General features: G+C 68.1%; 26 protein-coding genes and 1 tRNA gene. 12 read left to right on the forward strand and 15 right to left on the reverse strand.

Annotated features, from left to right (window positions below; translation table 11 throughout):
* Positions 1–5: 5 nt before the first annotated feature.
* The 7 genes from JX001_RS06895 to flgF form a co-directional block, all read right to left on the reverse strand.
* A complete protein-coding gene (locus tag JX001_RS06895) occupies positions 6–1,793 on the reverse strand; it encodes a DUF885 domain-containing protein (protein ID WP_205682851.1) in 1,788 nt (595 codons plus the stop codon).
* A gap of 49 nt (positions 1,794–1,842) precedes the next feature.
* On the reverse strand, positions 1,843–2,343 hold the full coding sequence (locus tag JX001_RS06900; protein ID WP_205682852.1) for a hypothetical protein: 501 nt from the start codon (positions 2,341–2,343) through the stop codon (positions 1,843–1,845).
* Positions 2,344–2,354: 11 nt separating this feature from the next.
* Positions 2,355–2,783, reverse strand: coding sequence for a hypothetical protein (locus JX001_RS06905; RefSeq protein ID WP_205682853.1), 429 nt, complete (start codon positions 2,781–2,783; stop codon positions 2,355–2,357).
* Positions 2,784–2,923: 140 nt separating this feature from the next.
* Positions 2,924–3,646, reverse strand: a complete 723-nt coding sequence (gene flgH, locus JX001_RS06910; RefSeq protein WP_153922591.1) for a flagellar basal body L-ring protein FlgH — start codon at positions 3,644–3,646, stop codon at positions 2,924–2,926.
* Between the two features lie 12 nt (positions 3,647–3,658).
* Positions 3,659–4,267, reverse strand: a complete 609-nt coding sequence (locus JX001_RS06915; RefSeq protein ID WP_205682854.1) for a flagella basal body P-ring formation protein FlgA — start codon at positions 4,265–4,267, stop codon at positions 3,659–3,661.
* Between the two features lie 10 nt (positions 4,268–4,277).
* Positions 4,278–5,066: a flagellar basal-body rod protein FlgG gene (gene flgG, locus JX001_RS06920; protein ID WP_026108315.1), complete on the reverse strand. Its 789-nt coding sequence runs from the start codon at positions 5,064–5,066 to the stop codon at positions 4,278–4,280.
* Positions 5,067–5,080: 14 nt separating this feature from the next.
* The gene (gene flgF / locus JX001_RS06925; protein ID WP_055754136.1) at positions 5,081–5,821 is read right to left on the reverse strand and encodes a flagellar basal-body rod protein FlgF; all 741 of its coding nucleotides are present in this window, start codon (positions 5,819–5,821) and stop codon (positions 5,081–5,083) included.
* Positions 5,822–6,001: 180 nt separating this feature from the next.
* On the opposite strand from flgF, the gene JX001_RS06930 reads away from it, so the two are divergent.
* The 7 genes from JX001_RS06930 to JX001_RS06960 all read left to right on the forward strand — a co-directional run bounded on the left by JX001_RS06930 (position 6,002) and on the right by JX001_RS06960 (position 11,411).
* Entirely contained in the window at positions 6,002–6,661 is a 660-nt protein-coding gene (locus tag JX001_RS06930; protein ID WP_205682855.1) for a flagellar basal body-associated FliL family protein, read from the forward strand.
* 2 nt (positions 6,662–6,663) lie between these two features.
* A complete protein-coding gene (gene fliM / locus JX001_RS06935) occupies positions 6,664–7,707 on the forward strand; it encodes a flagellar motor switch protein FliM (RefSeq protein ID WP_017504455.1) in 1,044 nt (347 codons plus the stop codon).
* Positions 7,707–8,288 carry a DUF6468 domain-containing protein gene (locus JX001_RS06940; RefSeq protein WP_205682856.1) on the forward strand — a complete coding sequence of 194 codons (582 nt, stop codon included), beginning with the start codon at positions 7,707–7,709 and terminating at the stop codon, positions 8,286–8,288. The genes fliM and JX001_RS06940 overlap by 1 nt, the downstream gene beginning before the upstream one ends.
* A 17-nt stretch (positions 8,289–8,305) precedes the next feature.
* On the forward strand, positions 8,306–9,226 hold the full coding sequence (locus JX001_RS06945; RefSeq protein WP_205682857.1) for a MotE family protein: 921 nt from the start codon (positions 8,306–8,308) through the stop codon (positions 9,224–9,226).
* 311 nt (positions 9,227–9,537) lie between these two features.
* A complete protein-coding gene (locus JX001_RS06950) occupies positions 9,538–9,777 on the forward strand; it encodes a DUF3297 family protein (RefSeq protein ID WP_066626310.1) in 240 nt (79 codons plus the stop codon).
* A gap of 43 nt (positions 9,778–9,820) precedes the next feature.
* Positions 9,821–11,266 carry a M20/M25/M40 family metallo-hydrolase gene (locus tag JX001_RS06955; protein WP_205682858.1) on the forward strand — a complete coding sequence of 482 codons (1,446 nt, stop codon included), beginning with the start codon at positions 9,821–9,823 and terminating at the stop codon, positions 11,264–11,266.
* 58 nt (positions 11,267–11,324) lie between these two features.
* A tRNA-Leu gene (locus tag JX001_RS06960) sits at positions 11,325–11,411 on the forward strand.
* Positions 11,412–11,444: 33 nt separating this feature from the next.
* Here the strand turns inward: JX001_RS06960 and JX001_RS06965 are convergent.
* The 6 genes from JX001_RS06965 to JX001_RS06990 are packed head-to-tail and all read right to left on the reverse strand — an operon-like array spanning position 11,445 to position 16,294.
* On the reverse strand, positions 11,445–12,074 hold the full coding sequence (locus tag JX001_RS06965; RefSeq protein WP_205682859.1) for a methyltransferase family protein: 630 nt from the start codon (positions 12,072–12,074) through the stop codon (positions 11,445–11,447).
* Between the two features lie 11 nt (positions 12,075–12,085).
* Positions 12,086–12,733: a tetratricopeptide repeat protein gene (locus tag JX001_RS06970; RefSeq protein WP_205682860.1), complete on the reverse strand. Its 648-nt coding sequence runs from the start codon at positions 12,731–12,733 to the stop codon at positions 12,086–12,088.
* A gap of 25 nt (positions 12,734–12,758) precedes the next feature.
* Positions 12,759–13,511, reverse strand: coding sequence for an SDR family NAD(P)-dependent oxidoreductase (locus JX001_RS06975; RefSeq protein ID WP_205682861.1), 753 nt, complete (start codon positions 13,509–13,511; stop codon positions 12,759–12,761).
* Positions 13,501–14,178: an iron-containing redox enzyme family protein gene (locus JX001_RS06980; protein WP_205682862.1), complete on the reverse strand. Its 678-nt coding sequence runs from the start codon at positions 14,176–14,178 to the stop codon at positions 13,501–13,503. Before JX001_RS06980 ends, JX001_RS06975 begins: the two co-directional genes overlap by 11 nt.
* Before the next feature lie 8 nt (positions 14,179–14,186).
* Positions 14,187–15,611, reverse strand: a complete 1,425-nt coding sequence (locus JX001_RS06985; protein WP_205682863.1) for an AMP-binding protein — start codon at positions 15,609–15,611, stop codon at positions 14,187–14,189.
* Complete coding sequence (locus JX001_RS06990) at positions 15,608–16,294, reverse strand: thermostable hemolysin (protein WP_205682864.1); 687 nt, start codon at positions 16,292–16,294, stop codon at positions 15,608–15,610. The genes JX001_RS06985 and JX001_RS06990 overlap by 4 nt, the downstream gene beginning before the upstream one ends.
* Before the next feature lie 121 nt (positions 16,295–16,415).
* Between JX001_RS06990 and JX001_RS06995 the strand changes: the two genes are divergently transcribed.
* The 4 genes from JX001_RS06995 (at position 16,416) to JX001_RS07010 (ending at position 21,256) form a co-directional block, all read left to right on the forward strand.
* Positions 16,416–16,979, forward strand: coding sequence for an RNA polymerase sigma factor (locus JX001_RS06995; protein WP_241004793.1), 564 nt, complete (start codon positions 16,416–16,418; stop codon positions 16,977–16,979).
* An 85-nt stretch (positions 16,980–17,064) separates the two neighbouring features.
* Positions 17,065–18,036: a FecR family protein gene (locus JX001_RS07000; protein ID WP_205682866.1), complete on the forward strand. Its 972-nt coding sequence runs from the start codon at positions 17,065–17,067 to the stop codon at positions 18,034–18,036.
* Positions 18,037–18,057: 21 nt separating this feature from the next.
* Complete coding sequence (locus JX001_RS07005) at positions 18,058–20,433, forward strand: TonB-dependent receptor (RefSeq protein WP_205682867.1); 2,376 nt, start codon at positions 18,058–18,060, stop codon at positions 20,431–20,433.
* A gap of 85 nt (positions 20,434–20,518) precedes the next feature.
* On the forward strand, positions 20,519–21,256 hold the full coding sequence (locus JX001_RS07010; protein WP_112862464.1) for a helix-turn-helix domain-containing protein: 738 nt from the start codon (positions 20,519–20,521) through the stop codon (positions 21,254–21,256).
* Here JX001_RS07010 and JX001_RS07015 read toward each other — a convergent pair.
* Together JX001_RS07015 and cydD are read right to left on the reverse strand one after the other, a co-directional pair.
* Positions 21,253–22,899, reverse strand: a complete 1,647-nt coding sequence (locus JX001_RS07015) for an amino acid ABC transporter ATP-binding/permease protein (RefSeq protein WP_205682868.1) — start codon at positions 22,897–22,899, stop codon at positions 21,253–21,255. The genes JX001_RS07010 and JX001_RS07015 overlap by 4 nt on opposite strands.
* A complete protein-coding gene (cydD, locus tag JX001_RS07020; RefSeq protein WP_205682869.1) occupies positions 22,896–24,500 on the reverse strand; it encodes a thiol reductant ABC exporter subunit CydD in 1,605 nt (534 codons plus the stop codon). The genes JX001_RS07015 and cydD overlap by 4 nt, the downstream gene beginning before the upstream one ends.
* A gap of 196 nt (positions 24,501–24,696) precedes the next feature.
* Here cydD and JX001_RS07025 point away from each other — a divergent pair, with 196 nt between their 5' ends.
* Positions 24,697–26,277, forward strand: a complete 1,581-nt coding sequence (locus JX001_RS07025; protein ID WP_205683111.1) for a cytochrome ubiquinol oxidase subunit I — start codon at positions 24,697–24,699, stop codon at positions 26,275–26,277.
* Positions 26,278–26,289: the final 12 nt, after the last annotated feature.

The following is a 26,289-nucleotide window of genomic DNA, read 5'->3' on the forward strand; positions in this document are numbered from 1 at the left end:
TTCTGCTACTTCGCCTTCTGCTTCGCGATCCAGGCATCCATCCGCTGGTCCAGCAGCGCCAGCGGCAGCGGGCCTTCGACCAGTAGGGCGTCGTGGAAGGTGCGGATGTTGAACTTCGGCCCCAACTCCCGCTCGGCCCGCGCCCGGATCTCGCGCAGGCGGATTTCGCCGATCTTGTAGGCCGTGGCCTGACCGGGCCAGCCGATATAGCGCTGAAGCTCGGTCTCGATGTTGTGGGGCGCGAGGGCCGAGTTGTCGCGGAAGCAGGCGCGGGCCTGTTCCTCGGTCCAGCCCATCCAGTGCAGACCGGTGTCCGCGACCAGTCGGCAGGCGCGCCACATTTCATAGGACAGGCGGCCGAACCGTTCGTAAGGCGTGCGGTAGAAGCCCATCTCCTCGCCCAGATATTCGGCATACAGGCCCCAGCCCTCGGTATAGGCGCTGACATTGGCCTGACGACGGAAATAGGGTTGGCCGGGCGCCTCCTGCTGCAAGGCGATCTGGAGATGGTGGCCCGGAACGGCCTCATGCAGGGTCAGGGCGGGCAGTTCGTACAGCGGACGCTGATCCAGCTTGGACGTGTTGACGATGTAATGGGCTGAAACGCCGTTCTGCATCGAACCGCCGTTGTAGCGGCCGGTGGTGTAGTTTTCCTCGATCTGCGGCGGCACGGGCTGCACGTCGTAGGTCAGGCGGGGCAGGGTGGCGAACAGAGGGGGCAGGCCGCCATCCGCGCGCTTGGCCATCTCCGACGCCTGCTGCAACAGGGCCTCGCGGCTGGTCGCATAGAACTGGTGGTCGGTGCGCAGGAAGTTCAGGAAGCCGGCGAAGTCGCCGGTCCAGCCCGACGCCTTCATTTCCACATCCATGCGCGAGCGGATGCGCGCGACCTCGTCCAGACCGATCTGGTGGATCTGGTCCGGCGTCAGGTCGGTCGTGGTGTGGCCGCGCACCAGATAGGCGTACAGTTCCTTGCCGCCGGGCCGGTTACCGATGCCCGGCTGGACCGGCGCCTTGGGCAGATAGTCGCTTTCGAGGAAGGTCCGCCAGGCCTGGCGCGCCGGAAGGATCGTCTCTGAAACCGCCGCCGTCGCCTCGGCGCTAAGGCGATCCTTATCCGCTTGAGACACGGTCGAGGGAAGGGTTGACAGGGGCTTCAGCAGCGGCTCGGCGTCCGGCTTGATCGCCACATCGTTTCGCGCCAGCGTCAGGGCGCTTTCTGTCACCGATCGGGCCTGGACCAAGCCGGTGTCCAGGCCGCGCCGGGCGTTCGCGGTCGTCTGGGCGTAGATTTGGCCGAAGCCCCGGATACGCTTGATATAGGCCTCGGCCTCCGCGACGGAGTTCAGGCGCGTGCTGCCGCCGACGTAGAGCGCCCAGGTTCCCGGGCCGCCTTCGGAGTCGAACGCCAGACGGCTGGTGTCGTAGTCCAACCCTTCCAGGCTGCGGTTGAGCGTATAGAGCAGGAAGGCGTGGTTGATGCCGCCGGCGTGGGAAAGACTTGCCGGGTCGATGGCTGTCAGCCGCCGCACGAACCCTTCCAGCGGCGCGCGCTGGGCCAGTTCGAACTCCTGCGACAGGTCAGGCACGCGGCCCATCGCCTCGACATCGCCCTCACCGCCGGCCGAGATCGGATCGACCGACTTCAGATAGGTTTCGTAGTCGGCGATGACGGCGTTCAGCGCGGCGTCTGCCGGCGCGGTTGCGACGGCGGCGGGCGGCGTTTGCGCGACGGCCATGATCGGCGACCCGGCCGCAAGCATGGCCGCGATAGCCAGATAAGAAATCTTCATGACGCCCCTCCTGTCAGGAGGGCCACGCAAGCCGAGCAGAGCCGATGCGTCAACCGCAGACGGTGAAGAACCGCTCGATTTGCACCTTTGCGGCGGGATGGGCGGCGTAGACGTGACGTTCGTCGTCAGCCCAGGCGGCGATCCAGCCCAGACGGCGGAAGCGCTGGAAGACCGGATCCTTGGTCTTGGCCTGCGCCGTCAGCAGTTCGCCGTCATGCACGACGGCTGGTTCAGATGCGGCGCGATAGCGCTCGGTGTCTCCGCCGGATTCCAAGTAGATTTCGCGGCCCGGCTTGTCGCTGGAGGCTGTCAATTCCAGCGCGCTCGACCCCACCTGGCAGGCGAGCCGAAGTTTAACTTCGTCGCTATTGGCGACGCCGTAGGCCAGCATAGCCTCCTGCCCATCGGTGTTCAGGAACCAGTCGTAACCGGGCGTCGGAGCCGGCGCCGATGCAGTCGCCGCAGAGCCGGCTGCGGGCATCGGGGCCTGGGTCGCGCAAGCTGCGAGAGCCGAGATGGCGATCAAGGCTGATATCAAGCGAAGACGCATGCGTGAGTTCCTTAGCCGGCGCAGCGATCGGCGAAGCGACGCAGCTTGGCCATGTGCGGACGTTCGACGGTGATCGTGCTGGTGTCGTCGCCGACGGCGATCGTCATGCGGCCATTCGCGACGAAGGCGGAAAAGGCGGGGTGGTCGACGGGGATCGCCGTCTCAAGCTTGCCGCCACGCCCGATGCGCGCCTCGCTGGTCGCCGTCGACCCGCCTGAGGTGATGCGCGCAAATCCGGCGGACGCATCCTCGCCATAGACCGCGACCGAGACCGCGCCCGAACCCGGCAGGCATTGCAACGTGGCGCGCAGGCTGGCGGTGTCGGGGATGTCGTTGGCCAGCACCATCGGTCCCTCGCCCTCGTACAGGCTCCAGGTCCAGCCTGCGCCGGGCGCAGTCTGTATCGCGGCCGCCATAAGAGCGGAGAGTATCAGCATCATGTGTCAGCCCCCGCCGACGACGCGCAGCGCCGCGTCGCCTTCAATGTCGTCAGACGCGGCTGTGACCGCAAGATCAGACGACCGCATTCACTTTGAACGCGGTTATCCGTCTGCAGTTCAACCCGCAGGGTCGGCTCGCGTCAGAACGGGCTGAAGCGTTCCGCCAGCGCCTGACCCACGGGCGGGGCCTGGACGCGGCTGACGTCGCCGCGACCGCCGTAGGAGATGCGCGCCTCGGCGATTTGGGTGTGGTTGATGGCGTTGGCGGATGAGATGTCCTCGGGGCGGACGATGCCTGCGACCGTCAGTTCGCGGACCTCGCGGTTGGTGCGCACTTCCTGCCGACCCTGGATCACCAGATTGCCGTTGGCCAGGACGTCGGTGACGACGGCGGCGATGGTTAGCGACACCTTCTCGGCGCGGGTGACCGAACCATTGCCAGACGATTTAAGATCGCCTTCCATGCCGACCATCTTCGACGGATCGAAGCCGCCGGGGAAGGCGCGGCCCAGGCTGCTTTCCAGGCCGAACAGGTTGCTGACGCCGGCATTGATCTCGTTGGAGCGCGAGCGCTGGGTTGAGTTCTGCGTCTGGGCGCGATCGTCGATGTCGATCTTGACCGTCAGGATGTCCCCGATATGCCGCGCGCGCTGGTCGCCGAAGAAGGTGCGGGCGCCCGTGCGCCACAGGCTGTTGGCGCTGGCCGGCGCGGTCTCGCGCGCGGGCAGATAGGCCTGCTGCGCCGGGATCAGGGCGGCGGGATAGCCGATGGGGGCCAGTTCCGGACCGCGCACCGTTTCAGCGACGGTCGAGCAGGCGGCGAGCGGGGCGAAGGCGGCGAGGATCAGGACGGCTTTACGCATGACTTGGATTCCCTAGCGGGCGGCGAACTGTTGGGGATTGGCGCGGGCCATGTCGGCGCCGGGGCCGGCGATGGCTTGGCCGGGGCCGGAGGCGACCGCATCGATGACGCGGTTGGACGTGGTGTTCATAATGGCGACCGGCTCGCCCAGACCGGCGCTGCGCATGGCCTTGCCCATGACGGCCAGGTTCACGCCGCCGACCTGATAGGTGACGCGCACCATATCGTTGCGGGCGATGACCTGCGGCGCGGCGCCGGGACGATAGGCGGCGCGGGCGATGGGTTGGGCAGCCTGGACGGCGTCCGTCGGCGCGGCCTCGGCCAGGGTCTGAACGGGTCCGGCCGAACGGCGCACGGCGACGCGGCGCAGGCCGTTGGGATTGCTCCAGTCCAGGCCCGCCTGACGCGCCTGGGCTTGAAGCTGACCGGCGTCTAGCACGACCGAGGGACCGACGCGTTCGGCGACGGCGACATTGGCTGCGGCGCCCGCGCCCTCGAAGATGTCGCCCAGGGTGACGCGGCCGTCGTCGTCCACGGGGTTTGCGCGCAGCACGACCGGATTTGCGAGGGCGGCGCCGGCGAAGGCGCTGACGGCAGCGGCGAGCAGCAGGGAACGGATCATGGTCACGGCCCTAGCCCTTCACTTGCGAGGCGACGGACAGCATCTGGTCGGCGGTGCTGATGACCTTGGAGTTCATCTCATAGGCGCGTTGCGCGACGATCAGGGCGCTGATCTCTGCTACCGCGTCCACGTTCGACGCCTCGGTGTAGGCCTGCATGATCTGTCCGTAACCAGCATCGCCGGGCGTCCCGACGATCGCCGGTCCGGACGCGGCGGTTTCCAGCAGCAGGTTGTCGCCAATGGCTTCCAGACCGGCTTCGTTGAAGAAGCTGGCCAGTTCGATCTGCCCGACCGTGGTCGGTGCGGGCTGTCCGGCCTGGGTCACCTGAACCAGACCGGTCTTGGAGATCGACACCTTGGTCGCGTCCTGCGGGATGGTGATCGCCGGCTCCAGCAGATAGCCGTCGTCGGTCACCATCTGGCCCTCCGGATTGACCTGCAGATTGCCGGCGCGGGTGTAGGCCTTTTCGCCCGAGGGCAGGCTGATCTGGAAATAGCCCTTGCCGTCGATGGCCATGTCGTAAGGGTTGCCGGTCATCTGCGGCGTGCCCTGTTCGGTGACGCGATAGACGGCCCCGGCCTTGACGCCCGCGCCGATCTGGATGCCGGTCGGAACCACGGTGCCGGAGGCCGAGGACTGGGCCCCCATGCGTTCGACGTTCTGATACAGCAGGTCCTGGAACTCGGCGCGCTGCTTCTTGAAGCCCACCGTGTTCATGTTGGCGATGTTGTTGGAGATGACCTCCACGTTCAGCTGCTGGGCGGCCATGCCCGAGGCTGCGGTTCTCAGAGCGCGCATGTTCCGGCTCTCCCTTAAGCGGCCTTGCCGAGGCGCTCGACGGCGCGACGGCTCAGGTCTGTGGTGTTTTCAATCAGCTTGGAAATGCTCTCGTAGGCGCGGCTGATCTCGACGAGATTGGTGATTTCGATCAACGGATTGACGTTGGAAGACTCCAGCGAGCCCTGATGAACCTGGGCGTCGGCGGCCTCGATCGGCTGGGCATTGGACTTATTGCGGTAGAGGCTGTCGCCGCCCTTTTCGAGCACGCCCAGCGTATCGAAACGCACGACCGACAGCCGGCCAGTTACCTGTCCGTTCTGGGTGATGGTGCCGTCGGCGCCGACGCTGGGCGCACCGAGCGCGGGGTCCAGCACGATCTCCGCGCCGCCGCCAAGGACGGCCTGACCCTGTTTGGTGGTCAGACGTCCTTCCGGGTCCAGGGTGAAGGCGCCGTCGCGGGTATAGGCCTCGCCGTTGGCGCCGTCGCGCACGGTGAAGAATGCGCCTTCGCCGGAGATGGCGAAGTCCAGCGAGCGGCCCGTCTGCTGCATCGAACCCTGGCCGAAGTCGCGGCCGACCCCATTGTCCAGCACAAAGCTGGCCGACGGGCGGATCGAGTCGTTGCGCGCCCGCTGCCCGATCTCGGTTCCGAGCATCAGTTGCTCGACCTTGAAGCCGGTGGTGTTGGCGTTGGCGACGTTGTTGGCCACGATGTCCAGTTCGCGACGCAGCGTCATCTGGCGTGACAGTCCGATATAGGCGGCGTTTTCCACGAGAGGCTTGCTCCTTCACCTCGGCCTCTCGCAACGGCCGTGCCAACAGGGTTAATTCAGGCGGAATGCGGGTTTGAGCGGGTTTAGGTCGCTTCCGACCCGGCAAATCCTGCCCATTGTAAACGTCGCGTTAACCAAACCGGACGATCCTCGTCATGAGAGAGTCTCCGGGGCGCGCGCATGTTCAAGTTCGGCAAGAAGAAGGGTGCGCCTGCGGCCGACGCCGACGCCAACCTGCCGGCTGTGACCGAAGGCGAGGCCGCCGAGGGCGACGCCGCGCCCAAGAAAAAGAAAATCCCGCTGCTGTTCATCATCGCGCCGGTCGCCCTGCTGGTGCTGGGCGGCGGGGGCGCGGCCGCCTTTTTCATGCTGAAGCCCAAGCCCGCAGAGGCGCACGGCGCCGATGCCGAAGCCGACCATGGAGAAGAGAAGGCTGACAAGAAGGAAGAGAAGAAGGAAGGCGGCGGTCACGGCGGAGGCGGCAAGGAAGGCGAGGCCGATCCCGCGCTGGGCGTCATCGCCGCGGGGCCGGATGGCGTCACCTTCTACACCCTGCCCGACATGGTCATGAACATTCAGTCGCCCGACGGCCGTCCGACCTTCCTGAAGCTGAAGCTGACGCTGGAGATGCAGGACGCCGAGGTGGCGACCCATCTGCAGGAAGAGATGCCGCGTCTGCAGGACATGTTCACCGGCTTCGTGCGCGAACTGCGCCCTGAGGATCTGAGCGGCTCGGCCGGCACCTATCAGCTGCGCGCCGAGATTCTGCGCCGCGTCAATCTGATCGCCGCTCCGGGCAAGGTCGACGCCGTTCTGATCGAAGAAATGCTGGTGCAATAGGCATGACCGACGCGGCGCAACTCGATCCGTTCGGCGGTCTGGGCGATCCCGGCGACGCCCTGTCCGAACGGGTCCTGAACCAGGATGAGATCGATAGCCTGCTGGGCTTCGACCTGGGCGACGACGACGGTTCCGAACGCTCGGGCATACGCGCCATCATCAACTCCGCGCTCGTCAGCTACGAGCGTCTGCCGATGCTGGAGATCGTGTTCGACCGCCTGGTGCGGTTGATGACAACTAGCCTTCGCAACTTCACTTCCGACAACGTCGAAGTCAGCCTGGACAATATCTCGTCGATCCGGTTCGGCGACTATCTGAACTCCATCCCCCTGCCGGCCATCCTGGCGGTGTTTCGGGCCGAGGAGCTGGACAATTACGGTCTGCTGACGGTCGATTCCAACCTGATCTATTCGATCGTCGACGTGCTGTTGGGCGGTCGTCGCGGCACGGCGGCGCTGCGCATCGAAGGCCGGCCCTACACCACGATTGAGCGGGTGCTGGTGCAGCGGATGGTGGAAGTCGTGCTGAACGACGCCCGCCAGGCGTTCGAGCCGCTGACCCCGGTCCACTTCAACCTGGACCGGCTGGAGACCAACCCGCGCTTCGCCGCCATCGCGCGTCCCGCCAACGCCGCCATCCTGATCAAGCTGCGGATCGACATGGAGGATCGCGGCGGTCGTATCGAGCTGCTGCTGCCCTATGCGACGCTGGAGCCGATCCGCAAGATGTTGCTGCAGCAGTTCATGGGCGAGAAGTTCGGCCGCGACAACATCTGGGAAGGCCACTTGGCCACCGAGATCTGGACGACCGAGACCGAAGTCCGCGCGGTCCTGGACGAACAGCAGATGCCCCTGTCCAGCGTGCTGAACCTCAAGGTCGGCGACACGATGATGCTGAACGCCACGCCGGATTCCGAGGTTTCGATCCGCGCCGGCTCCATTCCGCTGACCACCGGCCGCATGGGTCGCAAGGGCCAGCACATCGCCATACGCGTCGAAGGACCGGTCAATCCGGAAGTCGCCGCCCGCCTGGGAGTGAACGTCTGATGGCCGGAATGATCATGGACGGCGTGCTGATGGTGCTGCTGATCGCGGCGGTCGGTTACGGCATCAAGCTGGAACGCAAGCTGGCCGCCCTGCGCGCCGGACAGCTGGCCTTCGCCCAGGCCGTCACCGAACTGAACGCCGCCGCTGGCCGCGCCGAAAACGCCCTGGCCACTCTTCGCGCCTCGGGCCAAGAAACGGACCTGCTTCACGACCGGATCATCAAGGCGCGTGAGGTCAAGGCGCAGCTGGAAACCCTTATCGCCCGCGCGCCGGCCATGGCGCCGGCGCGGATCGTCGAGGAAGAACCCGCCCGTCGCGCGGCCCCGGCCGCCCTGGCTCCGGCGCCGGCCGCGACCGAAGACGAGGAGCGGGCCGAGCGTATGGCGGCCCTTGCTCAACGCATCCAGGGACTGGCCGGTCCCTCTTCGAACCGTCGCAATGAAGCGGCTGCGCCCGCCGGGCGCGACAATGTCGCCGCGATCGTTCAGGCCCTGACCGCCGGACGCTCCGCTAACCATTCCGCCAAACAAAGCCTCAACGCCGCGCGTCGTAATCTCGACGACGACCTGTTCGCCGCCTGAGTTCGGAACTCCATTTCATGGCCCGCCTTCCCCGCATCCTGCCCCTGATCGCCATCGCCATCGGCGGGGTCGTCGCCGTGCGCGCCGTCGGCGTCGCGCCTGGCCTTTTCGACGGGGCCAAGGCCTGGGCCGAGGAGGCGGTTCCCGCTGCGGCCGGTGCGCCGCCCAAGCCGGCTCTGCCCGGCACCTGTTCCGCCCTGTCTCCCGAACAGCTGGCCCAACAGGCCGGGATTTCGCCGGCCGAGCTGAAGATCATCCAGTCGTTGTCGCAGCGCCGCGCGGCGCTGGACGCGCGGGATCAGGACTTCGCCACCACCCTGCCGCTGATGGTCGCCGCCGAGCAGAAGCTGGACGCCAAGGTGAAGGCGCTGGAAGCCCTGAAGGCCGAGATGAAGCAGATGCTCGGCCAGGTTGACGAGCGCGAGAAGGCCGAGATCGATCGTCTGGTCCAGGTCTATTCCGCCATGCGTCCCAAGGAGGCCGCCCCGGTAATGGCCGCGCTGGAGGACCGGGTGCGCCTGCCGGTCGCCGCCGCCATGCGTCCGCGCACCCTGGCCGCCATCATGGCCCAGATGAGCGCGCCGCAAGCCAAGGAGCTGACCGAGAAACTCGCCGCCCGGTTCCAGGCCCAGCAGATGGCCGCTCGCGCCGCCGCCGCCGAAGCCACGCCCCCTCCGGCCGCGACGCCCGCCGCTGCTGCGCCAGCCGCGACGACCCCGCCCGCGACACCGATGGCTCAGCCCGCCGCCGCCCCGACGACCCGTCCGACGCCGCGTCCGGCCGCCAACCGTCCCGCTGTGCGACCGGCGGCTCGCCCGGCCGCGACCCCGGCGCGCCGTCCCGTCGCCACGCCTGCGGCGGCTCCCGCTGCGACCGGCCCGCAGGCCTATCAGCCGTCAGCCGCCCCCAACGCCCAGCCCCGGCAAACTGTGCAGTAACCTTAAGTGTAATCTCGACGCTGACGTTTCGTCTCGACAGCGAGCCCTGTCCGACCAATGATCTTCGAACGCTCCGTCAGAGAGCGACTGCATCGAGGATCCGCGCCATGATCGGCGAACTGCTTTACGTCGCGCACCGCATGCGCCGGGCCATCATACTCGCCGTTCCGGCGGTCGGAACGGTGATGATGGCCGCCGTCGCCCAGCACTATCATCTTTTGCCGTAAGCGCCTGAGACCGGTTGCGGATTGGCAGGGCGCGCCTGCGCGTCTATCACCGCGCCTTTCCGAGATCTGAGCCCGACCAACGCCATGTCCGACACGCCTCCCGACCGCCTCTCGGTCGACCCGTCCAGCCCGCACCATGACGCGGAGGTTCTGCAACGCGGCGTCGGCATTCGCTTCAAGGGCGAAGAGAAGACCAATGTCGAGGAATATTGCGTGTCCGAAGGCTGGGTGCGTCTGGCGCTCGGCAACCGCGTGGATCGCAAGGGCAAGGCCCTGACCGTGAAACTGCAGGGTCCGGTCGAACCCTATTTCCAGAACGGCTGAACCTACCTAGGGTCCGGCTCTCATCTGAGTCTGGAGCCTGCCCATGTCCATTCGTCTGCTGACCGCCAGCGCCGTCGCCCTGGGTCTGGTCGCCTTCGTCCCTGTGGCGAACGCCCAGGATGCGGCGACGGTGCAGCAGGCGATCGTCGTGCGCGACGCCGCGATGCGCTCCAACATCGCCATGGATTACGTCACCCAGCTGACGACGCGGTTCGGCGCGCGCCCCGCCGGCTCGCGTTCCGAGCAGCAGGCCGCCGCCTGGGCCGCCGACTATCTGCGCGCCAACGGCTTCCAGAACGTCCGCATCGAAGAGTTCCCGCTGGTCGGCTGGGAGCGGGGCGAAAGCTCGGCCGCCATCGTCGGCGACAACGCCCAGGCCTTGGTCGCTGCGGCGCTGGGCCACTCGCCGGCAACCCCGAGGGGCGGCGTCGAGGCGGAGGTCGTGCGCTTCTCCACCTTCGAAGACCTGCAGGCCGCGCCCGACGCCGCCGTGCGCGGCAAGATCGTCTATGTCGATCTGGGCCAGATGCACCCGATGCAGGACGGCTCCGGCTATGGTCCCCAGACCCGCGTGCGCGGCGCCGGCCCCGGCGTGGCGGCGGCCAAGGGCGCGGCGGCCTTCGTCATGCGCTCGGTGGGCTCTGACGAGGACCGGATGCCCCACACCGGCACGACCCGCTATGTCGACGGCAAGCCGACCATCCCCGCCTTCGCCCTGGCCGCGCCCGACGCGGACCAAGTCAGCCGCCTGGTCGCCCTGGGCCAGCCGGTGCGCATGCGTCTGACCTCGACCGCCCGCACCTATCGCACCACCAGCCAGAACGTGATCGGCGATCTGCCGGGCGCGACCCGACCGGAAGAGATCATCGTCCTGGGCTCGCACATGGACAGCTGGGACCTGGGCACCGGCGCCATCGACGACGGGGCAGGGGGGGCGATCACGGTCGCCGCCGCCAAGGCCATCGCCGACAGCGGCCGTCGTCCGGCCCGCACCCTGCGCGTCATCTTCTATGGGTCGGAAGAGGTGGCCCAGCCGACCGCCCAGACCGGCAACGGCGGCGGCGTCTATGCGCGTGGCCAGGGCGCGGCGCTGGACAAGCACATCATCGCCGGCGAGAGCGATTTCGGCGCCGACCGCGTTTATGCCCTGCGCCTGCCCGCCGGCGCGCAAGGCTCGGACTTCCAGAAGGCCGCGACCCGCGTCCTCTATCCGATCGGCGTTCTGGCCTCGGATCGCGTCGAGACTGAGGGCGGCGTCGATGTCGGACCGATGGGTCCGCTGGGCGTGCCCTTCTTCGGCCTGGCCCAGGACGGGACCCGCTATTTCGACCTGCACCACACCGCCAACGACACGCTCGACAAGATCGATCCGGCCCAACTGAGCCAGAACGTCGCCGCCTGGGCCGGCCTGCTGTGGCTGATCGCCGATTCCGACGTGGACTTCCGGGCGATGAAGCCCGCGACCACGCCGGCGACCCCGGCACGCTGACGACTTGGAGACCCGGACCGGTTCCGTCTATAGGAGCCGAACCGGGCCAGACCGGGCTGCGGGCGTGGCGAAACTGGTAGACGCAGCAGACTTAAAATCTGCCGGACGAAAGTCCTTGCCGGTTCAAGCCCGGCCGCCCGCACCATTCTAGATCCATCAGGTCCAATCGAAGCGCCGATCAGAACAGGCTGATCGGGAAGCCGATCAACCCCGACGATTGCAGGTGCTCGATGCCCTCCATGACGGGGATGGCGGCGAGGAAGACCAGGCCGTCGCGTAGGGTGCGGACGAAGAAGGCGGGACGGACGATCAGTTCGTCGGCGTCGCGCCAGCGGGCGGGATTGGGCAAGAAGCGCGGCGTACGGGCGCAATAGGCGGCATAGGGCGCGCCGAAATGTTCGGCCAGCCAGGCCTCTTCGCGACCGACCGTGCGCAGGAAGACCAGGAAGGTCGCCACGGCGAAGATCGCGCCGATGGTCACGCTGCCGGTCTGGGCGCCGACGCCGAAGGCGCCGATGAAGCTGAAGACATACAGCGGGTTGCGCGTGATGGAATAGGGGCCGCGATCGACGATCTCGGCCTTCTTGCGTCCGCCGATGTAGAGCGAGCACCAAGCGCGGCCGACGATGGCGGAGATGATGGCAGCCAGGCCCAGGGCCTCGACGCCCTCATGCCATTCGCCGTCGAGGGCGGCGACCGAGCGGACGCTTGCTGTCAGGACGACGAGGGCCAGCAGAACCAAGCCGGCGAACCATTTGCGACGGCGCTGAACGACGTCGAGCGACAGGGCGGGGGGAACAGGGCTCATGACGGGTCTGTTCAGTGATGCTGCTGGGCGCGGACAAGCAGGGCGCGGGCCTCGGCCTTGCGACCGCGGTCGGCGACGGCGCGACCGGGACGGGCGGGGGCGTCGATGGCCTTTTGCAGATAGCGGGCGGCGCCGTTCCAGTCGTGTTCACGCACCAGCAGATCGCCCATGAAGAAGTTGGCGTCAACGTCGTTGGGCGCCATGGCCAGACCGCGCTGGAGGTAGTCGCGGGCGCGCTGACGGTTGCCGAAACCGATCGGGGCGCCCGGCACCTGGGCGTAGAGCGAACCGAGGCTGACATAGACCGAGCCGTTCAGCGCGCGCGGGTTGATCCGCTCGGCCTGTTCCAGTTCGTTGCGCGCCTCACGCACGAGGCCCAGGGCGCCGATGCCGCCCTTCAATCCCGCTTCCGAAGCGGTGATGATGGCGTCCCAGACCAGAGGTTCGGCGCGGTTGGGGCATTGGGCCACGACGGCGTCGGCCTGGGTGTTCAGCCGCGCCATTTCCGCCATTCGAACACCTTGCGGAACGTCGAAGTTCACATGGTCCCACGACTGCTGGAGACCGCGCGCGCGGTCGTCACAGGCGTCGGCATGGGCGACGGAGGCGACCGTCAGGGGGGCGGCCATCAGGGCCAGGGCGAACAGGGCGGTCTTCATGGCGTGTCTCTCCTTTTTCTGTGATTCAGCCGGCGAACAGGGCGCGGGCCTTCAGGTCGTTCGATTTCAGGGCCCCGTCGATCAGGCTGGGCGCCAAGGCGTTGAGGCGGACGAACAGGCTTTCGGGGAAGCCGAGGTAGACGTCGCGCCGATCGCTGCGGATGGCGGCGACGATGCGGTCGGCGATCGGGTCCGGATCGTCCACGGCCATGCCCGTCAGGCGCGCATATTCATCGACCTTGGCGGAGTTGAACGGCGTAGCTACTGCGCGGGGCGCGACATAGGTTACGCCGACGCCCGTACCGGCCAATTCGCGGCGCAGCGATTGGCTGAGCGCCCGCATCCCGGCCTTAGCGCTGGAATAGCTGGCGAAGTGGGCGAAGTTGATCGAGCCGAAAATGGAGCCGACGTTGGCGATCTGGCCGTGTCTGCGCGCCTTCATGCCGGGCAGGACGGCCTGGGCCAGACGCGCCGGCGCGACCAGATTGACCATATAGGTCGCCAGCAGATGCTCGGGCGTCTGCTGTTCCAGCGGGCCGAAATGCTGGATGCCGGCGATATTGATCAGAATGTCCCAGGCGCGGCCGCCGGCCTGTTCAGCGACCCTGTCGAGGCCCTGCGGGGTCGATAGATCGCCCACCAAGGTGTGATGGCCCGTCACCGGCGCACGGGCGACGATCGTGACCCGACCGCCCTCGCGCTCGATCCGCTCGACTACACGACGCCCCAAGGCGCCGGAGCCGCCGGTGACCAGGATGTTGCGATCCTCAAACTGCATCGACCGTCTCCCGCGCTGCGATGTGGGGGATGGAGGCGAAGACCCCGCCGAACAGGCCGAACATCACCTTGGCCATGTGGACGATGGCGGCGCGGTCGTCGGCGTCCGACACTCCGTCCAGCAGTTGCTTGAGGAACAGGATGTGGTCCTGATCCAGAGCCCCGTGAGAGATCAGATAGGTGAAGGCGGCGGGCGGCAGGCCGAGGCTCTGTTGCACGGCCTCGGCGCCGACGCTGGCCAGCTGGATGCTGGTGCCTTCCAGCACATAGACCATGCCGAAGAAGGCCATCGGATTGACGCGCTGAATGGTGTCATAGGCATAGGCCACCATCATTTCGGTCGCGACGTTCGGGCCGTTATGCACGGTCTGATCGGGGTCGCCGCCGGCGGCGCGGATGTCGTTCAGGATCCACTGCTCGTGGCCGGTTTCCTCGGCGATATAGTCGTCGAGCGCGGCCTTGAAGACGGCGTGGTCATCGTCCAGCCGCGCCCGGGCGGCCTGCATCAACGGCACGGTGTGACGGACGTGGTGATAGGCTTGGGCCAGATAGGCGACGTAGGCGTCGCGACTGATGCGGCCGGCCAGACCGTCCCTGATCTGGGGGATGGCGGCGAAGGCGGCCCGCTCGGTTGCGGTCGCGGCGACCAGGGTTTCAAAAAACGACATGCGAACTCTCAGGCGGCTTGCGAGGGGGAGGGGGCGTAGGTGCGCAGCAGGGTCTCGCGACGCGGACGACCGTTGGCGGTGACCTGACCAGCGGCGGGATCGAAGGGCGGCACTAGACGCCAGTCGCCGATGCGGGCGTAGTCGGGCAGGCGGGCGTTGGCGCGCGCGACGGCGGCCTGGATCTGGGCCGGTTCGGCGCCGGGCATCGCCACGATCAGGGCCGACAACGCCGCCTGCGCCTCGCCCATCGCCATGGCCTGAAGGATATGGGGCTCGGCCAGAAGCTCGCTCTCGACCCATTCAGGTGCGACGTTGCGCCCGAAGGCGGTGATCAGGGTGTTGGCCTTGCGGCCTTCGATGCTGAGCCGTCCATCGGCGTCGAAGCGGCCGATGTCGCCTGTGTGCAGGCGCTCCGGCGCGGGCGCCTGGCCGACGTAGCCGAGGAAGGGGTGGGGCGAGACCAAGATTTCGCCGTCGTCGGCCAGATGGACATCAAGGTGAGGCAGAGGCCGGCCGACCGTACCGGGGCGGGCGTCGTCCGGGCTGTTGAGCGCCACGACCGAGGCGCATTCGCTGAGGCCATAGCCCTCGACCACGGGCAGGCCGGCGTTGGCGGCGGCCTCCAGCAGGGCCGGGGACACCCGGGCGCCGCCGACCGCGATCATCTCCAAGCGATGATCCAGCCGCATCGCGCTCTGGGCGGCGATTAGGCCGCGCAGCAGTTCCGGAACCAGGATCAAGGTCGTGGCGCCGGTCTGGACGACGGTGGTCAGCAGGCGCGCAAAGTCGGGGCGGAAAGCCTCGCCCATGCCGGCTTCGGTCAGGCTGGCGGCATGATAGCGGCCGCCGGCCAGAAGCGTCGCATAGAGGCCGGCGACATTCTCCAGCAGCACGGCCAAGGGCAGCACGGGCAGATGCAGCCCGGCGCGATCGCGGCCCAGGACCTGGACCAGAGAGGCGGCGACCGCCTCCATCTGATCCTGCGACAGGCAGACGCCTTTGGGCGCGCCGGTCGAGCCGGAGGTGTAGGTGATCTTGGCCGTGCCGGGATGCAGATCGCGCACCGCCAGCCCTGTCGGCGTCAACCGGATCGGCGCATCGCCTGCCGTCAGCTCGCCCGGAACGCCCGGCGTGATCAGCAGCCCCGCGCCAGCATCGGCCAGGGCGTGATCGCGTTGAGCGGCCGTGAAGAAGGGCGGGATCGGCACGCTCGGCCGCTGGGCGAGGATCAACGCCAGATCGACGACGACCCAGGCCGGCCCATTATCGAGCAGGACCCCGACCGGAGACCGGTCGTCGGCCAGGGCAGCCGCCAGTTGACCGACCTGCGCCAGAAGTTCGGCCGCGGTCAGCGAACCTTCGGCCCACTGGATCACCACATCATCAGGCGTGGTGCGGGCGCGACGCGACAGGGCGTCCAGAACGGCGCTCATGAGCGATCCTCGTAGTGCAGGCGGGTGCGGACAGCCCGTCCGACCGGCGCTGTTTCGGAGAAGTGATCCAGCGGCGCGGTCGCCGCGTCGATCGAGCCGGCCAGCACCACCGGATCGGTCTGATAGTAGGCGCCCCAGCTGCCGCCGCCGTCGTCGAGGCGGCGCGGATCGGCGCGCGCAAGTTGAAGCGCGCCCAGACCGGCCTTGTGGAAGATGCGGCGCAGTTCGTCGGTCGCGGTGGCGACGGCGAATCTGAGACCTTCGGACTGCAGATGATGGGCCATGGCGGCGAACAGGAAGACGGTGGCGCCCTGTCCGCTGGAGGCCAAGCTGCCGATCTCGACCACCTGCGTGCGGTCGATGACGGCGCCGATGGCCTGGCTCAGCACCGTTTCGACGGAGCCGTCCAGATATTGCTCCAGATACAGGGACGCCTCGGCAGCGTGTCGAAAGCCGACGGCGGCGTAGATGACGCCCGCCTCGTCCTGAACGCTCATCAGGGTCGGGAAATGGGCCTGGACCTGGCCGCCATAGGCCTCGGCATAGGCCGCCTCGATGAACTGCTCCACGCGGCGACGTTCGCCTCGGCACGGATCGTCGAACCGGATGATGCGCGACGACAGCGTGCGGCGCGCGCGCGCGCGAACCGGATCGGCGTCTTCGGGCAGGCGGACTGGAAACATGCGGGCCTCGGGCCAGGGGGACTTCGGGCCAGAGACGACGCGGTGCGGCGACCCCCACAAAAAATCTTTCGCGGTCGCAATCGCGGTTGCCGCAGAGGGCGCAGCAACCCACGATGGGATCGTGAACGCCTCTTTCGGTCCCCCTCAGCACGACCCGAGCCGACCGGCGCGGCAAGGCCTGGCGGAGGCGTGGCTGGAGAGCCGCCCGGCCCTGGTGCGCTTCCTGACGGCGCGTACGGGATCGTCGGCTGCGGCCGAAGATCTGACGCAGGACGTCTGGGTGCGGCTGCAATCCATGACCGAGGAGGCCGCCGCCGAGGTCCGCCACCCGCAAGCCTTCCTTTATCGGATCGCCGCCAATCTGGCCCTGGATGCTTCCAAGGCGCAGCGTCGCGCCGGCGCGCGCGATCTCGAATGGCGACGCGCTTCCGCTATCGACGATGCGGCCGAAGTCCAGGATGCGCCGTCGGCCGAGGACGCCGTCTGGGCCAAGCTGAAATTGGAAAAGGTGGTCGCCGCGATCGACCGGATGCCGCCCAAGGCCGCCGAGGCCTTCCGCCTGCACAAGATGGCCGGGCTCAACCAGGCCGAGGTCGCCGAACGGATGGGGGTCTCGCGCAGCGCGGTCGAAAAATACGTTTCCGCCTCGCTGAAGGAACTGCTGCTGCGGGTCGGTTGGCCATGACGACCGGATTTCGCCATTTTTCATTGAGGATGCGGCGCGACCGCGTCGTCTCTCCCCCAAAGCCCGCTCGGGCCCGGACCGGATCATGACCCAGGACGCCGCCATCAAGGACGAGGAGATCGCCGCCCAGGCCGCCGCCTGGGTCGTGCGTCTGCGCGCCGATGACGTAGCGATCGCGGACATCGACGCGGCGACGGCCTGGCTCGATCAAGACCCGGCCCATCGGCTCGCCTTTGACGAGGCCGAGGGGCTTTGGGCGGCGTCGAACGACCTGTCCGACGTTCAGCCGGCGTCGGTCATCGACCTGTCCGCGCACCGCGAGCGGCGCAAGGGCCTGGGGCGGCGATGGATGGTGGCGGCCCCGGCGATGGCTGCGGCCCTCGCCGCAGCGATCTTCCTGGGTCCGATGCTGCAAACCGCGCCGACCGTGATCTACAGCACCGCGCCCGGCGAAACGCGGACGGTGACGCTGGACGACGGATCGCGGCTTCAGATCAACGGCGGCTCGACCCTGTCGGTGAAGATGGAGCGGGGACGGCGTCTGGTGCATATGGGGCAGGCCGAGGCGACCTTCAACGTCGCGCATGACGCCGGCCGACCCTTCCTGATCGATGTCGGCGAAAGCCAGGTGCGCGTGGTCGGCACGGCCTTCAACATCCGCAGATCCGCCGATGACACCCAGGTGGCGGTGCTGCGGGGCGTCGTCGAGGTCAGCGACCTGAACCAGCCCGCGCGGCGGGTGCGTCTTACGGTCGGTCAGTCGGTCCAACGCGACGACGCCGACGACCGGATGACCGTGGCTCCCGTCGATGTCCGCACCGCCGCCGCCTGGACCCAGGGCCGACGGGCCTATGACGATCGACCGCTGCGCGAGATCGCCGCCGACCTCAGCCGCGCCTTCGCTACGCCGGTGACCGTGGCGCCGAATGCGGCGAACCTGCGCTTCTCCGGCACGCTGGTGCTTGATGACGAAGCGGCTGTGATCGGCCGGCTGGAACGGTTCCTGCCGATCAAGGCCACTCGCGGGCCGCAAGGGGTTCGTCTAGAACGGCGCTGAACCTGCTTCGGACGTCGCCTTTTGGTACGAGCCTTCCTCTGCGCCCTGGTCGTCGTTTGCGGTGTGACCACGCCGTCGATCAGCATGGCCCAAGGCCGTTCCGCGCTTCAGGTGTCGGTCTCGCCTCAGCCGTTGCGGAGCGCCGTTCTCGACTTCGGCCTGCAGGCGGGCGTCAGCATCGACGCCGCCGGAACCGAGCGATGCGGCCCCACGCGCGGGGTGAGGGGGAGGCTTTCTGTCGATGTGGCCCTGTCGAGGCTGATGCTGGGCACACACTGCGTTGCGACCCGCGTCGGCGACGGCGCCTACAGGATCGTGCGGGTCGCCGCCTCGCCGCCTGTCGTCGCGCGAACGATCGCAGCGCCGCCCACGCCCGTCACCCCGACGACCCTGGATGAAGTCGTGGTGACCGCGTCACGCACGGACAATCTGCTGCTGTCGCGCGCGCCCTATGGCCTGTCGTCGCTGGACGGGGTGACGCTGGAACGGGCCGGGGTCAGCGACCTAGACGGCGTCGCTGCCCGCGTCTCCGGCCTGACGGTCACAAACCTGGGGCCGGGACGCGACAAGCTCTTCATTCGCGGCCTGGCGGACGGACCCGTTGCGGGACAGGCGCAAAGCCTGATCGGGCTCTATCTCGACGACGTGCGCCTGACCTATGACGCCCCCGACCCGGCGTTGCGTCTGGCGGATATCGAACGGGTCGAGGTTCTGCGCGGGCCGCAGGGGGCGCTCTACGGCGCCGGCTCGATGGGTGGCGTCGTTCAGATGGTCAGCCGCGCGCCGGACCTGGACGGCTTCTATGGGCGCGTGACGGCGGAGGGGGCGTTGACGGCCGGCGGCGCGCCGGGCGACGCCGTTGAGTTGATGATCAACGCCGCGATCCTTCGCGATCGCCTGGCGGTCCGGGTCGTCGGCTATGACGAGACGGTCGGGGGCTACATCGATGACGAGGCCCTCGGACTGAGCAATACCGGCGGCATGCATCGGCAGGGGCTGAGGGCGGCGGCGCTTCTGCGTCTGACCCCCGGGTGGACCTTGAAGACGGGCTTCCTGGCCCAGACCATCGACGTCGACGACAGTCAGTACGCCAATCTGGGCGCCGACGAACCCTATGCGCGTCGTCGTAGCTTGACGGAGCCCAGCCGCAACGATTTCGACGGCGTCTGGGCCTCGGTGGACGGGGATCTGGGGTGGGCACGGCTGCGGGCCTCGTCCAGCGTTCAGTCGCACGGTCTCGACGCGCGCTACGATGCGACGCCTGCGGCCGGACTGTTCGGGCTTACGGGAACAGCGGCGCTGGACCAGGCCGACGACCTGTCGGCTGCGGTGCATGAGGTGCGGTTGAACGGCGACTTCGGCGCGCGGCTGAAGTGGAGCGCCGGGCTGTTCTTCTCGGAATACACCCACACTCGGACCGTCGCGATCTCGGACGGGCAGGGCGGGCCGGGGGTCTATCGACAGCACAGGCGCGACCATGTGGACGAGGCGGCTCTGTTCGGCGACGCCGCCTATGCGCTGACCGACCACCTGAAGATCACGGCCGGTGCGCGCCTGTTCCGCATCGGGGTCGAGCATCGCAGCGAAACCGACGGCGATCCGACGCAGGTGTCTGGAGAAGACGCGCTGGTCGATATCACCCCACGTCTGGTGATCGAATACGATCGCGGCCCCTTCGTCTTCTACGCCTTGGCGACCGAAGGTTATCGCGGGCCGGGCTTCAACGCCGGCGCCGTGCCGGGCGGCGACCAGCAGCCCGGGCGACGTGTGAAGCCGGACGAGATCGTCGCCGGCGAGCTGGGCGCGCGCTTCACCCTGTTTGAAGGGCGACTGCGTGGGCGAAGCGCGGTCTTCGTCGCCGATTGGCGCAACATCCAGTCGGACCGGTTCGACGCCCGGGGCCTGCCCTTCACCGCCAATTTGGGCGACGGCCGCAATCGCGGCATCGAGGGCGAGGTCGAATGGCGCGACGGGCCATGGACGCTGGATGCGCACGCCGTCGTCAATGATCCCGAGTTGACCCGACCGGACCCCGGTTTCGCGCTGGGGACCGATACGCGCCTGCCGGCGGTCGCCGATTTCAGCGTGCAGGGCGGCGTCGTGCATGAGGTGCATCTGGCGCATGCGACGGTGCGTTCGGAGCTTCGCCTGGGCTATGTCGGCCCGACCGATATCGCCCTGTCGCCGACCTCCGCCGGCGCCTCGGCCGGCTATCTGACCAGTTCGCTGGGCGTCGGCGTGGAGATCGATTGCTGGGCGATCAGGGCGTTGGTGGACAATCTGTTCAACCGCAGCGACGACACCTTCACCTTCGGCAATCCCTTCTACGCCTCGGGCGACATCAGCACGCCGCAACGACCGCTCACCGCCCGCCTGGCCCTGACGGCGCGGTTCTGAACATTCGGTTCAGGCGATCTGCCGGCCCGTGGCGATTGTGGTGAGCTTGCGATGGGTCTAGTCATGGCTGGATCATGGAGGCTGAATGCTTGAACTGCGCGCCCTGACCGCCGCCTGCGACAACAGACTGGAGAACTCCGTCTGCTCAAGCTGCGGCGCGCGCGCCTTCAGCGTCTGCGCCAGCCTTCCCGGCGATGACCTCGTGCGGCTGGACGCCATCGCCGAGCGGATCGTCTTGGCGGCGGGCGATGTCATGGCCAGCGAAGATGAACCCGCCGCCAGTGTCTTCAACATCACCTCGGGCGCTGTGCGGATCTACAAGCTTCTGCCCGACGGTCGCCGCCAGATCACCGGCTTCCTGTTCGCAGGCGATTTCGTCGGACTGACGGCGGGGGAAACCTACGCCTTCTCTGCGGAGGCGATCGAGGACACGACCGTATGTCGCTTCCGGGCCTCGGAATATCGCGCCCTGGCGCGGGAGCGGCCCAGTCTGGAAGCGGCCTTGCTTAGCCGGGCGATGCATGAGCTGACGGCGGCGCAGGATCAGATGCTTCTGCTCGGTCGCAAGACTGCGCGTGAACGCCTGGCCAGCTTCCTGGTGACGATGCTGTCGCGCGATCCCTTGCGTCCCTCCGGCGACAATGCCGTGCGACTGCCGATGACCCGATCCGAGATCGCGGACTATCTCGGACTGACGATCGAGACCGTCAGTCGAGAGCTGACCAAGTTGAAGACCAGCGGCGTCATCCATGCCGTTTCTCTGCACGACTTGCGGATCGAGCGCCCTGACCGCCTGAAAGACATGGCGAACGGCGCATCCTAGGCGGCCAAGTCGGCTGGAGAGCAGGTCAGACGAATATGTCCGTCGCTGGCCAGGCCTTCGACCCGAATCGATCGTTCGCAGAGCGCCATCGGCGGCGCCCGGTGGCTGACCAAGATCAGGCCTTGCCCCCGCGCGGCCAGGCGGTTCTGAAGGCGGTCCAGGACCTGCGCCTCCGTCGCGGCGTCCAGACCCTCAGTGGGTTCGTCCAGCACCAGCCAGGGCGCATCGCGCAGATAGGCGCGCGCCAGGCCAAGACGCCGTCTTTCCCCGCCGGATAGCCGCTCGCCGTTCGGTCCGACGGGGGTATCCAGGCCCAGCGGTTCGGCGCGGAGCCGGTCACCCAGCGCGGCGTCGTCCAGCGCCGCCCACAGGGCCGCATCGTCGGCGGGCCCAGCAAGCAGAAGGTTCTCGCGCACCGATCCGTTCAGTAGACGGACGTCCTGCGCCGCATAGGCGAACAGCCGACGCCGATCCTCCGGCGCGATGTCGACGGCGTCCATTCCACCCAGCCGCATCTCGCCGGCCTGGGGCGTCCTCAGCCCGATCAGGCGTTCGATCAGGGTCGTCTTGCCTGCGCCGGAGGGACCGAAGACGCCGAGGCGGAAGGGCGGCGACAGGTCGGCGCCAAGGTTTGCGAGACCGAGCGCCGCGCCGCTGATCGGTCGGCCATGGAGGGGGGAGGCCGTGGGCATGGCGGCGTCGAGGCGAGACAGGGCCTGGGCGGCAGACCCGTTCTGCTGCAGGGCGACGACCAGCCCTGCGGCGGATTCGACACCCATGACCGCCGCCAGGGCTGCCAGCGCGATCAGCGGCAGGTCGGCGGAGGACGCGGCGGGGATGACGACGCCGACCGCGAGGGCGCTGGCCGCCGCCTGCCACACGGCCATCCAGCCGCCCGATCGGGTCAGGGCGATCTGCGCCGCGTCGTGATCGGCGGCGACCCGCGCGACCTGCGCGCACGCCCAGTCGTCAAGCCCGTAGGCCTTCAGTTCGGGCGCGGCGGCCTCCAAGGCGGCGAGGCGATCCTTCAGCGCGCCGGCGCCGGTCTGCACCGCTCGCCCAGCGGGATCGGCGAGGCGGCGAGCGATCAGAACGCCGCCCAAAACCGCTGCGAGCATGGCGCCGAGCAGGGCCGCGCCGGCCAAGGGGGAGGCGAGGCTGGCCAACAGCACGGCGGAAACGGCGCCGGCGCCCAGGCTCCAGGGCGCCGAGCGGCGCACGAAGAGGGTCTGCACCGCGTCCACGTCCTGAACCAGCCGGGCCGAGACCTCGCCGGACGACAGGTTCAGTGCGCGCTCGGCCGGGCCTGTGGCGATGGCGTCGAACAACTGCGGGCGCAGGCGGGCGAGCGCCTTCAAGGCAGCCTCATGGCCCGCGACGCGCTCGACATAGCGGCCGCCGGTGCGGACGATGGCCAGCAGGCGGATGATGGCGCTGGGCATCATATAGTTGAAGCTCTGGGCGGCCGCCGCGCCCGCCAGGCCCGCAAACGCCGCGCCCGTGATGAACCAGCCCGACAGCCCCAACAGGCCGACGGCCGCCACCGAGACGACAGCGCCGCCGGCCGCAGCGAGCCGAAGCCGGGCGCGCTGGGCCTGAGTTTGGGCGGCGATCAGGCCGGCGATGCGTGACGGGACGCTCATAGCGTCACCACGCGGTCGGCCAGGGCGGCGACGGCTGGGGAGTGGGTGGCGATCAGGGTGGTGCGCCCGCGCGCGGCCTGACGGATGACGTCCAGCATGGCGCGTTCCGAGGCAGGATCCAGATTGGCGGTCGGCTCGTCCAGCACCAGAAGCGGCGCCCGCTTCAGGATGGCGCGCGCCAGGCCCAGGCGACGGCGCTCGCCGCCCGACAGACCGCCGCCACGCTCGTCGATGGGGCGATCCAGATCGCCGAACAGGCCCGCCGTGCGCGCGGCCAGGGCGATGCGGCCGGGGCAGGCGGTGCGATCCGCCAGGGCGATGTTCTCGGCCAGGGTTCCAGGCGTCACCATCGGGTGCTGGCTGGCCCAGGCGACCCGCCCGGCGATGTCGCCGCACTGGCTGAGCCGCGCGCCGCCCACCTCGACCTCGCCGCGCGTCAAGGGTGCAAGGCCCAGCAGCAGATGCAGAAGGCTGGACTTGCCCGCGCCGCTGGTGCCCACCAGCGCCACGATCTGACCCGGCGCGACGTCGAGATCGAACCCGTCGATGACCGGCGCTGAGCCTTCATAAGCGATGGCGACATCGCGGAAATGGATGGCGGGCGCCAGATCGCCGATGGACGCGCGCTGGGTCAGGTGCGGGTCTGGCGTGATCAGGGATGGGGCTGCGGCCTCGGCGGCCTGGCGATCATGATAGGCGGCGGCCAGGCGGCGTAGCGGCGCATAGACTTCGGGCGCCAGGGCCAGAACGAAGAAGGCGCGCGACAGGTCCAGGGTCTCGGGAACCGGGAAGGGCAGCAGCCGCAACAGGTTGAAGCCGCAATAGACGGCGATCAGCGCGACCGACAAGGCTGAGAAGAACTCCAGCACGCCCGACGACAGGAAGGCGATGCGCATGACGCGGGCGGTGCGGCGCTCCAGCTCGTCCGAAGCCTGGGCGATCTGCACCGTCGTGCGGCCCACAGCGTCGAAGGCGAGAATGGCGGGCAGGGTGCGGATACGGTCGATGAACAGGCCGGACAGCCGTTCAAGCGCCTGAAATTGACGACGGCTTTCGCCCGCCGCAGCCGTGCCCGCCAGGGCCATGCCGACGATGAACGGGAAAAGCGTGAATAGCAGGATGCCCGCCGACACCGGGCTGGCGATCGCGGCGGCAGCGATGATCAGCAGCGGCGAAACGCCTGCGGCGAGGCGCAAGGGTGCAAACCGCGAATAGTAGCCGTCCAGGGCGCCGACCCCCTCGACCAGGGCCGTCATCTGCGCGCTGGATCGTCGTCCTCGCCCGAACAGGTCCGACAACAGGCGGCCTCGGACGTCGGTCTTTATCGCCCGACCCAGCTTCGCGCCGACGATCACGGCGGCCTGGCCGATTAGGCCGCGCGCGATCAGACTGAACACGGCTAAAGCCAGCCACGGCGCGGCGGCGGCCGGCGATACGGTCAGGCTGGAAATCGTCAAAGCCAGCCCTAGCGCGAACCCGATCGCGGGCGCGACGTCCGCAATGGTCAGCACGCCAGCCAGCAGGGTCAGCCGCTTCCACGGACGACCGGTCTGCTTCAGCCAGGCGGCCGCAGAGACAGGGGCGATTGGCACGGCGCTCATCAACGGACTCCAGCGCTCGGCGCAGGCCGCGCGCCATTGGGCGAAACGTCGTTGGACGAAATGTCCAAGGACCAAGCGTCCAATAGGGGCCGGCGTTTGTCGGCGCTTTGATCGAGATCAAGGCGGGCGTCCTGCCCACCTTCTACGGCCATCGAAACGTCGGTCGAGCAGACCGATTCCTCGGAGCAACGCCATGATCGACCTCGCGGTCGTCGACCTGTCCCGGCTGCAGTTTGCGCTGACGGCCCTTTACCACTTCCTCTTCGTGCCCCTGACGCTGGGGCTGTCGTTCATGCTGGTCATCATGGAGTCGATCTATGTGATGACCCGCCGGCCAATCTGGCGGACGATCACCCGGTTCTGGGGCGTCTGCTTCGGCATCAACTTCGTGCTGGGCGTCGCGACCGGCATCACCATGGAGTTCCAGTTCGGCATGAACTGGAGCTACTACAGCCACTATGTCGGCGACATCTTCGGCGCGCCACTGGCGATCGAAGGGCTGATGGCCTTCTTCCTGGAGGCGACCTTCGTCGGCCTGATGTTCTTCGGCTGGGACAAGCTGAAGCCGCACGCCCACCTGTTCGTCACCTTCATGGTCGCGCTGGGCACTAATCTGTCGGCGCTGTGGATTCTGATCGCCAACGGCTGGATGCAGAACCCGGTCGGCGCCGCCTTCAATCCCGACACGATGCGGATGGAGGTCACGGACTTCATGGCCGTGTTGTTCAACCCGGTGGCCCAGGCCAAGTTCGTTCACACCGTCAGCGCCGGTTACGTCTGCGCCTCGGTCTTCGTGCTGGGCGTGTCGGCCTTCTATCTGCTGCGTGGCAAGCACGTCGGCTTCGCCAAGCGATCGATGACGGTCGCCTCGGCGTTCGGTCTGGCGGCGTCGCTGTCGGCCGTCGTGCTGGGCGACCAGTCCGGCTACAATCTTACCGATAACCAGAAGATGAAGCTCGCCTCCCTGGAGGCCATGTGGCACACCGAGCCGGCGCCCGCCGGTCTGACGCTGATCGGCGTTCCCTCGATGAAGGACCGCGAGACCCATTTCGGCGTTCACGTGCCGTGGATCATGGGGCTGATCGCCACCCGCACTATCGACAAGCCCGTCGAAGGCATCTTCGAGCTGGTCGTCACGGCTGAGGACCGCATCGAATCCGGCGTCATCGCCTACGATGCGCTGGAGAAGGTCAAGGCGAACCCGGCCGATCCCGTCGCGCGCGGCGTGTTCGAGACCCACCGCCGCGACCTGGGCTATGGCCTGCTGCTGAAGCGCCACGTCGCCGATCCCCGCCAGGCCACGCCTGCGCTAATCCAGCAGACCGCGTGGGAGACCGTGCCCAACGTCCCGGCCCTGTTCTGGAGCTTCCGCATCATGGCGGGCATCGGGATGTTCATGATCGCCCTGTTCGGTACGGCCTTCGTGCTCTGCACCCTGCGCAAGCATCAGACGAAGTGGTTCCTGCGGCTAGCCGTCCTGGCCATCCCGCTGCCATGGATCGCCATCGAGTTCGGTTGGATCTTGGCCGAGTTCGGCCGCCAGCCCTGGGCGGTGGAGGGCGTGCTGCCCACATTCCTGGGCGCCTCGTCCCTGACCGTGCCGCAGCTTTGGGCCACGATCGTCGGCTTCACCCTGCTGTATGGCGCGCTGGCGGTGGTCGAGGTGCGGCTGATGCTCTTCGCCATCAAGAAGGGGCCGTTCCACGAACAGGAGACGTTCGGCGAACCCAGCCCCGAAGCGCCCGCCGAGCGCGTTCCCGCGCCCGCCGTGGCCTGACCCAAGACCTTA

The sequence above is a fragment of the Brevundimonas fontaquae genome (genome assembly GCF_017086445.1).
Taxonomy (GTDB): Bacteria; Pseudomonadota; Alphaproteobacteria; order Caulobacterales; family Caulobacteraceae; genus Brevundimonas; species Brevundimonas fontaquae.